General features: G+C 59.4%; 1 protein-coding gene. It reads left to right on the top strand.

The window, feature by feature from the left end; genetic code table 11:
- Positions 1-363 precede the first annotated feature (363 nt).
- The gene (locus HMPREF2550_RS11795) at positions 364-1,719 is read left to right on the top strand and encodes an IS30 family transposase (RefSeq protein ID WP_210400204.1); all 1,356 of its coding nucleotides are present in this window, start codon (positions 364-366) and stop codon (positions 1,717-1,719) included.
- Positions 1,720-1,726: the final 7 nt, after the last annotated feature.

The following is a 1,726-nucleotide window of genomic DNA, read 5'->3' as shown; positions in this document are numbered from 1 at the left end:
CGTCCGGTCTAGGGGTGAATGCGCCACATCGACCGGGAGGTAGTTGTGCCGCGTTGGGTTCCGAAGGAAATTAGGGCTGCTGCTGTTAAGCGGGTTGAAGCAGGTGAGGCAGTTGGTGTGGTTGCGCGTGATGTCGGTGTGTGCGCCGATGCTGTCTACACGTGGTTGAAGGCCGCTGGTGTCTTGCCGCCTGCCAAGCGTGCGAGCCGCGACCGGGAACCTCTTGTCCAAGAGGGCGTGTGGTTGGTGCGTGCGGGCATGTCGATCACCGGGGCTGCGCGGGCCGTTGGGCTGGAACCAAGCTCGCTTCATAACAGGTTGAGGCGGACTGGTGAGATTACTGTGCGCCCGGGGCGTTCTCCTGTGCCGCAGGAGGTGCGCGATCGCGCGGTGGCGCAAGTGCTTGCTGGGGAAAGCTACCGGAGTGTGGCTGACGCGTTTGGTGTGCATCTTTCCACGGTGTATGCGTGGGTGAAGCGGGCCAAGGCGACAAAGTCGGGTGATGAGCCTGGTCGACGGCATGGGCAAGCCCCTGCGGGGGCGTCGGTGTCGATACCGGAGCAAGGCACTGCGCCGGAGGAAGATGGTGCTGTGCCAGCACCTATGAATACGCAAGCCGCTGTTGGGCCTTCCAGTGGTGTCTTTGATAAGCAGTCCGTAGTTGGGCGTGGTCACAGGCTTACCGTTGAAGACCGCGTCGCTATTGAAGCTGGTTGTCGTGCTGGAGAGTCAGCGCGAGCCATCGCGAAGCAGATCGGGCGTCATCACAGTGTCGTCGCGCGTGAGATCAACCGCAATGGTTGGAAAATCATCCGTGACGATGGGGCGGAACAGATGCTGTACAACGCCTATAACGCTGCTGCTTCCACCGCCAAGCGGAGGCTGCGGCCGAAACCTCGCAAGCTCGAGACAAACCAGTCGCTTCGTAGCGTGGTGGTCAAGGGCCTTGCCCGCAGGTGGTCACCAGGCCGGATCAGTGCGTGGCTTGCGCACACGTTCGTCCATGATGAAAGCATGCGTATTTCCCACGAAGCGATCTACAGCGCCTTGTACATCCAAGGCAAAGGCAGTCTGCGTGCCGAGCTTGAAGCTGTGATGAAGACACAAGACGTGCTTATCCGCGCAGGCAAGACACGCAAGCCACGGGCGCGCAGCGCCGGGGTGCCAACCGGTCGTCGTCCTTGGGTTGCAGGCGCTGAGATCACCAAGCGCAGCCCTGAAGCCGATAGCCGGGCAATCCCTGGTCACTGGGAAGGTGATCTTGTCATCGGCAAAGGCGGTAAAAGCGCGCTGATTACCCTGGTGGAGCGCACCAGTCGCTACACCTTGCTTGGCCATCTCCCGGACGAGCACAGCTCAAAAACTGTGGTGGAAACACTGCAAGAGATGGTCAAAGACCTCAATGCCGAACAGTTAAAGACCATCACCTGGGATCAAGGCGTGGAAATGTCGGAAATCACGCGCATCCAGATCAAAGACGGCTGCAAGGTGTACTTTTGTGACCCTCACTCACCGTGGCAACGGCCAACCAATGAAAACACCAACGGTGAGATCCGGCGCAGGTTCTACAAAAAGGGCACCGACTTTGCCGCAGTCACACCTGAGCACGTTGCCTGGGTGCAAAAAGAACTCAATGAAACACCCCGACAAATCCTCGGCGGAGCAACCCCATGTGAGATACTCAACGAACTATTCAATCGTGGCGCATCCACCGCATGATCGGGCC

It is taken from the genome of Corynebacterium sp. HMSC074A01 (genome assembly GCF_001831515.1).
Lineage (GTDB): Bacteria > Actinomycetota > Actinomycetes > Mycobacteriales > Mycobacteriaceae > Corynebacterium.
Note: the sequence above shows the minus strand (reverse complement) of the source record. Positions and strands in the feature narration are given on the sequence as shown.